This is a genomic window from Streptomyces sp. SID4985 (genome assembly GCF_009863025.1).
Lineage (GTDB): Bacteria > Actinomycetota > Actinomycetes > Streptomycetales > Streptomycetaceae > Streptomyces.
In genome coordinates this window covers 21,256-28,032 of sequence record NZ_WWIR01000566.1, presented here as the reverse complement: position 1 = coordinate 28,032, position 6,777 = coordinate 21,256, and the positions used below count along the sequence as shown (strand labels likewise).

Sequence of the window (6,777 nt, the reverse complement as noted above, 5' to 3'; positions counted from 1 at the left end):
TCTGGTCTTCATGATCGCGGTGACCCAGCTGCCCTTCGTGGCCACGCTGGTGATCTCGTTCTTCGACTGGAACGCCCTCTACCCGAAGGACCGCCGGTTCAGCGGGATCGACAACTACCGCCAGGTGCTGACCGACGCGGACCTGCGCCAGTCGGTGTGGGTGACCGTGCTGCTCACCGTCGCGGTGGTGCTGGCCAGCCTGGTCATCGGACTGGGTCTGGCGCTGCTGCTCGACCGTAAGTTCCCCGGTCGCGGCGCGGTGCGCACGCTGCTCATCGCGCCGTTCCTGGTGGTGCCCACGGCTGCCGCCCTGCTCTGGAAGCATGTGCTCTACAACCCGGAGTACGGACTGTTCAATGGGTTGCTGCACTATGTGGGCGGCCCACAGCCCGACTGGATCTCGAACACCCCGCTGCTCGCGGTCGAGGCCTCGCTGGTGTGGCAGTGGACTCCGTTCATGATGCTGATCCTGCTGGCCGGGCTGCAGAGCCGGGACCAGCAGCAGATCGAGGCGGCCCGCGTGGACGGGGCGAGCGACTGGCAGATCTTCCGCCACCTCACCCTGCCGCACCTGCGCCGCTACCTGGAGCTCGGCGCCCTGCTCGGCTCCATCTACATCGTGCAGAACTTCGACGCGGTGTTCACGCTGACCTCCGGCGGTCTCGGCACCGCCAACCTGCCCTACACCGTGTACCAGACCTTCTACCAGGCGCACGAGAACGGCCTGGCCTCCGCCGCGGGCGTGCTCGTCGTCATCGGCTCCATCATCATCGCGACGTTCGCCCTGCGCGTGGTGTCGTCCCTGTTCCGCGAGGAGGTGTCGCGCGGATGAGCAGCATGACCGCGAAGCGGCGCGGCGGCCTCGGTCTGGGCCTCGTGGCCTGGCTGGCCGGCATCGTCTTCTTCCTGCCCATCGCCTGGATGGCGCTGACGTCCTTCCACTCCGAGACGGACGCGGCGACCAACCCGCCGTCCTTCGCCGCCGCCCTCACCCTGGACGGCTACCGCGACTTCTTCGGCGCGAACGGCGGGGCGAGCCCGTGGCCCGCGCTGATCAACTCGGCGATGGCGTCGGTGCTCTCGACCGTCTTCGTGCTGCTCCTGGCCCTTCCGGCGGCGTACGCGCTGTCGATCCGGCCGGTGAAGAAGTGGACGGACGTGCTGTTCTTCTTCCTGTCGACCAAGATGCTGCCGGCCGTGGCGGGCCTGCTGCCGCTGTACCTGTTCGCGAAGAACACCGGTCTGCTGGACAACATCTGGCTCCTGGTCATCCTCTACACCTCCATGAACCTGCCGATCGCGGTGTGGATGATGCAGTCCTTCCTCGCCGAGGTGCCGGTCGCGATCATCGAGGCGGCGCGGGTGGACGGGGCGCCGCTGCCGATGATCCTGGCCCGCGTGGTGGCCCCGATCGCCCTTCCGGGCATCGCGGCGACGTCCCTGATCTGCTTCATCTTCAGCTGGAACGAGCTGCTGTTCGCCCGGGTCCTGACGGGCGTGGTCGCCGAGACCGCCCCCGTGTTCCTCACGAGCTTCATCACCAGTCAGGGCCTGTTCCTGGCCAAGGTGTGCGCCGCGTCGCTCGTCATCTCCCTGCCGGTGCTCGCCGCGGGGTTCGCCGCCCAGGACAAGCTGGTCCAGGGCCTGTCGCTTGGAGCCGTGAAATGAAGGCCGCCGTCATCGAGTCCGTGGGCCGCGCCGTCGTCATGGAGGTCCCCGACCCGACGCCCGGGCCCCGCGAGGTCGTCGTCGAGGTCGCGGCCTGCGGCCTGTGCGGCACCGATCTGCACATCCTCCAGGGCGAGTTCGCGCCCAAGCTGCCGATCATCCCCGGGCACGAGTTCGCGGGCGAGGTCGTCGGCATCGGCAGCCAGGTCACCGAGGTCGCGGTCGGCGACCGGGTGGCGGTCGACCCCTCCCTCTACTGCTACGAGTGCCGGTTCTGCCGCGACGGCCACAACAACATGTGCGAGCGCTGGGCCGCGATCGGCGTGACCACGGCGGGCGGTGCCGCCCAGTTCGCGGTGGCCCCCGTGGCCAACTGCGTGAAGCTGCCCGAGCACGTGCGCACCGAGGACGCGGCCCTGATCGAGCCGCTGTCCTGCGCGGTGCGCGGCTACGACATCCTCAACTCCCGCCTCGGCGCCCATGTCCTGATCTACGGCTCGGGCACCATGGGCCTGATGATGATGGAGCTGGCCAAGCGCACGGGCGCCTCCAGCGTGGACATCGTGGACATCAACCCGGCCCGCCTGGAGACCGCCAAGCTGCTCGGTGTCTCGGGCGCGGCGGCCAACGCCGACGAGCTGGACCGGCCGCAGGGCTGGGAGGTCGTGATCGACGCGACCGGCAACGCGGCGGCGATCCAGGACGGTCTGGGCCGGGTCGCGAAGGCGGGCACGTTCCTGCAGTTCGGCGTGGCCGACTACGCGACGCGGGTCACGATCGACCCGTACCGCATCTACAACCAGGAGATCACCATCACGGGCTCCATGGCCGTGCTGCACAGCTTCGAGCGGGCGGCGGAGCTGTTCGCGAACGGCGTGCTGAACCCCGAGGTGTTCATCAGCGACCGGATCGCGCTGGAGAACTACCCGCAGGCGCTGGACCAGTTCGCGGCGGGCGTCGGCCGCAAGATCGTCGTGGTGCCCTGACCCGGCGGCACCGCCGCTGAGCCTGCCGGGCCCCGCCTGACCCGGGGTCCGGTCCGGTGCCGTGACCCGAACGGGGGTCACGGCACCGGGTAAGGGAACGGCAAAGTCATGTCGTTCGTTCACCCGGCATGACCGCTATGACCCCTGGTTCGAACGTCCCGCTGCCGGCCGCCCGTGTCTCGGTGGACGTCGCCGCGCCCGTGCGGCTCGACGTGTCGGGACTGCTGCTCACCGCCGACGGCAAGGTGCGCTCCGACGCCGACTTCATCTTCTACAACCAGCCGTCCGGCCCCGGCGTGGCCTACCGCTCCGGCGGCGGTGCCGCGCCGGACGCGATCACGGTGGACACCGCCGCCGTGCCGCCGGACATCGAGAAGATCGTGGTGACCGCGAGCCCGGACGCGGCGGGCCAGACCTTCCAGGGCATCGAGCCGACGGCCACGATCCGCGACGCGGACGGCGGCGCGGTCCTGGCCACCTTCACCCCGCCCAGCCTGGCCAGCGAGACCGCGCTGGTGGTCGTGGAGATCTACCGACGCAACGGCCAGTGGAAGGCCAGAGCGGTCGGCCAGGGCTATGCGAACGGCCTGGCGGGCATCGCCACGGACTTCGGCGTGACGGTGGAGGAACCGGCCCAGCCTGCCGCGGCCCCCGCGCCCCAGCAGGCCGCGCCCCCTTCCCCGCAGGCCGCTCCCCCGATGCCCGCCGCTCCCCCGGCCCAGCCCGCCGCGCCCGCTCCGCCCGCTCCCGGCGCGGGCAAGATCAACCTGGACAAGGGCCGGGTCAGCCTCCGGAAGAACGAGACGGTGTCGCTGGTCAAGGGCGGCGCCCCGCTGCTCTCCCGGGTCCAGATGGGCCTCGGCTGGGAGCCCGCCTACCGGGGCAAGGACATCGACCTGGACGCCTCGGTCATCGCCTACGGCCCGCAGCGCAACGCGGTCGACGCCTGCTACTTCGGCAAGCTGTCGATCCTGAAGGGCGCGATCAAGCACTCCGGCGACAACCTCACGGGCGAGGGCGGCGGGGACGACGAGGTGATCACGGTCGACCTCGGCCGCATCCCCCAGGAGGTCACCGGCCTGGTCTTCACCGTCAACTCCTTCTCCGGCCAGAAGTTCACGGAGGTCGCCAAGGCGTACTGCCGCCTGATCGACCCGGTGACCGGCGAGGAACTGGTCCGCTTCGACCTGACCTCCGCCGAACCCCAGACCGGCGTCCTCATGGCCAAGCTGATCCGCCAGTACTCCGGCGAGTGGGACATGACCGCCCTCGGCGACTTCGTGAAGGCCCGGACGGTGAAGAACATGATGGACCCGGGGGCGCGGGCGCTGTGACGACCGGGTCAACTCCCGCACGCTGAAACACCGATGGCCGGGCGCGTCCGTACGCCCGGCCGTCCGTGGGTGCTACGGCCGCAGCCCCTCCGTCAGCACCGTCAGATAGCGGCGGATCTCGCGGCCCTCGCCGTCGGCCAGCTCCGAGGCGGTGGCGACTCCGTGGGCGAGGCGGAGGAGGTCGACCGGGGAGAGGTCGGTGCGGAGGGTGCCCTCGGCCTGGGCGGCGGAGACCAGGCGGGTCACCGCGCCCTGGACCACGGCGCCGCAGGTGGTCGGCGGGACCGGGGTGCCGTCGGTGACGGCCTTGCCCAGCAGGGACTTCATGCCGCGGACCTGGATCGAGGCGACGCAGAGCTCGTAGAGCCACTCCGCGAGGGCCTCGCCCGGGGGCAGGCGTTCGGCGAGGGCGTCGGCGCGGGCGCCGAGGGCCTCGATCCGCTCCACGTACGCCGCCTCCAACAGCGCCTGACGGGTCGGGAAGTGCCGGTAGAGGGTGCCGGTGCCGACCCCGGCGCGCTTGGCGATGTCGTCGAGGGACGCGTTCTCCCCGTGCTCGGCGAACGCCTCGGCCGCCACCTCCAGCAGCCGCTCATAGTTCCGCCGAGCGTCCGCACGCATGGGCCTGACCTGCGCCATCATCCAACTCCTCGCGAACGGGAGACTGTCTCCGCATCTTGTCGGACATTAAACGGAGACTGCCCCGCTCAGTACCGTAGTCCGCCGCGAGCAGGACCTGCCCCCTCGTGCCCGGATGCGCCGCCGCGCCTGGGAACCGGCCCAGACCGGGAACGTTCCATGTACCGGCCGGGGCTTCGCCACGCCCTGGGGCGGTCGCGTCTACTCGTGATGCTCCTCCGACTTTCCGTCGACGGTGGCCGAGTCGGCTTCGGCAGTGGCCGAGGCGGGTTCAACCCATGTGGTGTCGATCCGCAGGCAGCCGTCCGTACCGAACATCTCGATCAGCTGCGACAGGTGTACTCGGGCCATGCTGCGACCGGAGCGCCCTTCATCGCTCATACGCGCCCCTCCAGGTCCGCCCACACGATCTTGCCCCAGGGCCGCTCTTTCGTGCCCCAGTCGGCCGCCAGTTCCGCCACGAGGGCGAGGCCCCGTCCGCCTTCCTCGTCATCCTTCGGCGTGCACAGCTTGGGCAGCATGCGGGAGAAGTCCGCGACGGCCACGCGGACCGTGCGCGGCGCAGTGCGCTCCACCACCACGCGGATGGACTGCCGCCGGGCGTGCCGCACGGCGTTGGCCACCAGCTCGGATACGACCAAGGCGCCGCTCTCAGCCGTCCCGTGCAGCCCCCATGCGGCGCAGGCCGTGCGCACCAGGCGGCGGGCAGTGGCGGCACTCTTGGGGGCACGCGGCAGGGTCTCGCTGTACCCGGGATGTCCGGTCGGGCGAGCCCTGGTTGTAGGTTGCGGCATGTCGGTCTGCTTTCTTCAGATCGGCCAAGCCCCGGGGCCGTTCGCGCGGTCGCCGGGGCACTGTGGTGCTTCAGACAACCGGCGTCCTCGATCGGGGGGAGGGGCCGCACCAGGGGCCAGGGGAGGGGCCAGTGCGGGTAGCTTGGTAGCAGGAGGGCACGGCATGAACGACCGAGAAAGACGGGCCGAGTTCGGGGCACACCTGGCGGACCTGCGCAAGCGCGCGGGTCTCTCTCAGACCAAGTTGGCCACGCGCTTATGCCTCGCGTCCGGCACCACCACGCTCACGCGCAACGAGGTCTCCCGCTGGGAGCGCGGCGAACGCATCCCGGACGCCTGGCTACCATCCCTCGCGGAAGTGCTCGAAGAGCCCCTGGCGAACCTGCGGCAGGCGGCGGCCGTCGCGCAGGGCGCCCCCCTGCCCGTCACCCGACCGGAGGGCGAGGACGACAGCCCACACGCAGAAGTACAACGCCTCGCCGGGTGGCTACTCGTCCACGACAACGACCACGGCGGGGACCACGTGGCGGATGCCGCACTCCAGGTGTGGCGGGCCGCCATGGCGCGCATCAACGGTGACGACAAGTTCGCTCTGTCCGTGGCCGCCGAACTTGCCGAGGTAGCCGGCTGGTTGCTGTTCGACGCCAACCGGCAGGACGAAGCGCGGGCCTGCTTCATGGAGACGCTGCACCTTGCCCGGCTGGCCCGGAACCGGCCGATGGAGTGGTTCGCACTCGATCTGCTGGCCATGCATGGCATCGAGAACGGCCGCGTTGGCGAAGTACTTTCCGTCTGCGATGAGTTGGACAGTCAGCCAGTACCGCCCCGCGTGGCGCTGCTGGCGGCCGTACGCAGAAGCCGGGCCCTCGCGCTGGCCGGGGACCGGGCGCGCGCCACGAAGGCCATCAAGCGGGCACGTGGCGCCTTGGAAGACTCGCTGCACCCCCGTGACCCCCGCTGGGCCTGGTGGGTGGATGACGAGGAGATCAGCGGCCAGGAAGGCGAGGTATTCCTTGCGCTCACCGACCAGACGCGGGCCGTCCCATACTTCGAGCGGACGAACAAGCTGGTGACGGGCGGTAACGCGACCGGGCGCAACGCGTTCTTCTACCGGACGGCCGAACTCACGGCGCTTGCCACTGCGGGGGCGTGGCGGGAAGCCGAAACGTCGCTGCACCACCTCCCCCCGATCCTGAACACGGTAGCCTCCGCCCGCACCCGGCACCGGCTCACAAAGACACTGCGGGTCATCGAGCGGGACGCCCCAGGGTGGCTCGCGGACACGGCCCGCGAGGTCACAGCAACCAGGTAGGGCGTTCCCACGTACGAAAGCAGCAGCAAGAAGCCCCCTCACGG

General features: G+C 70.4%; 8 protein-coding genes. 5 read left to right on the top strand and 3 right to left on the bottom strand.

The window, feature by feature from the left end; all coding sequences use genetic code 11:
* The 4 genes from GTW40_RS24225 to GTW40_RS24210 all read left to right on the top strand — a co-directional run.
* A partial coding sequence (locus GTW40_RS24225; RefSeq protein WP_161182288.1) for a sugar ABC transporter permease occupies positions 1-832 on the top strand: 832 nt, incomplete at its 5' end.
* Positions 829-1,668, top strand: coding sequence for a carbohydrate ABC transporter permease (locus GTW40_RS24220; protein ID WP_202486345.1), 840 nt, complete (start codon positions 829-831; stop codon positions 1,666-1,668). The genes GTW40_RS24225 and GTW40_RS24220, both read left to right, overlap by 4 nt.
* Complete coding sequence (locus tag GTW40_RS24215) at positions 1,665-2,654, top strand: zinc-dependent alcohol dehydrogenase family protein (protein WP_161182287.1); 990 nt, start codon at positions 1,665-1,667, stop codon at positions 2,652-2,654. The genes GTW40_RS24220 and GTW40_RS24215 overlap by 4 nt, the downstream gene beginning before the upstream one ends.
* A gap of 137 nt (positions 2,655-2,791) precedes the next feature.
* Positions 2,792-3,988 (top strand): TerD family protein, encoded by a 1,197-nt coding sequence (locus GTW40_RS24210; protein ID WP_161182291.1) that lies wholly within the window; start codon positions 2,792-2,794, stop codon positions 3,986-3,988.
* Positions 3,989-4,060: 72 nt separating this feature from the next.
* Here the strand turns inward: GTW40_RS24210 and GTW40_RS24205 are convergent, their stop codons facing one another.
* The 3 genes from GTW40_RS24205 to GTW40_RS24195 form a co-directional block, all read right to left on the bottom strand.
* Positions 4,061-4,627, bottom strand: coding sequence for a TetR/AcrR family transcriptional regulator (locus GTW40_RS24205; RefSeq protein ID WP_161182290.1), 567 nt, complete (start codon positions 4,625-4,627; stop codon positions 4,061-4,063).
* A 201-nt stretch (positions 4,628-4,828) separates the two neighbouring features.
* Positions 4,829-4,978 carry a hypothetical protein gene (locus GTW40_RS24200; protein WP_161182286.1) on the bottom strand — a complete coding sequence of 50 codons (150 nt, stop codon included), beginning with the start codon at positions 4,976-4,978 and terminating at the stop codon, positions 4,829-4,831.
* Positions 4,979-5,004: 26 nt separating this feature from the next.
* A complete protein-coding gene (locus GTW40_RS24195; RefSeq protein WP_161182285.1) occupies positions 5,005-5,421 on the bottom strand; it encodes an ATP-binding protein in 417 nt (138 codons plus the stop codon).
* A 163-nt stretch (positions 5,422-5,584) separates the two neighbouring features.
* Here GTW40_RS24195 and GTW40_RS24190 point away from each other — a divergent pair, with 163 nt between their 5' ends.
* The gene (locus GTW40_RS24190; protein ID WP_161182284.1) at positions 5,585-6,733 is read left to right on the top strand and encodes a helix-turn-helix transcriptional regulator; all 1,149 of its coding nucleotides are present in this window, start codon (positions 5,585-5,587) and stop codon (positions 6,731-6,733) included.
* Positions 6,734-6,777 lie beyond the last annotated feature (44 nt).

Excerpts from the sequence above, each read along its gene's own strand:
- GTW40_RS24220 (WP_202486345.1), top strand. The coding sequence starts at position 829 with ATGAGCAGCATGACCGCGAAGCGGCGCGGCGGCCTCGGTCTGGGCCTC.
- GTW40_RS24215 (WP_161182287.1), top strand. The coding sequence starts at position 1,665 with ATGAAGGCCGCCGTCATCGAGTCCGTGGGCCGCGCCGTCGTCATGGAG.
- GTW40_RS24210 (WP_161182291.1), top strand. The coding sequence starts at position 2,792 with ATGACCCCTGGTTCGAACGTCCCGCTGCCGGCCGCCCGTGTCTCGGTG.
- GTW40_RS24205 (WP_161182290.1), bottom strand. The coding sequence starts at position 4,627 with ATGGCGCAGGTCAGGCCCATGCGTGCGGACGCTCGGCGGAACTATGAG.
- GTW40_RS24200 (WP_161182286.1), bottom strand. The coding sequence starts at position 4,978 with ATGGCCCGAGTACACCTGTCGCAGCTGATCGAGATGTTCGGTACGGAC.
- GTW40_RS24195 (WP_161182285.1), bottom strand. The coding sequence starts at position 5,421 with ATGCCGCAACCTACAACCAGGGCTCGCCCGACCGGACATCCCGGGTAC.
- GTW40_RS24190 (WP_161182284.1), top strand. The coding sequence starts at position 5,585 with ATGAACGACCGAGAAAGACGGGCCGAGTTCGGGGCACACCTGGCGGAC.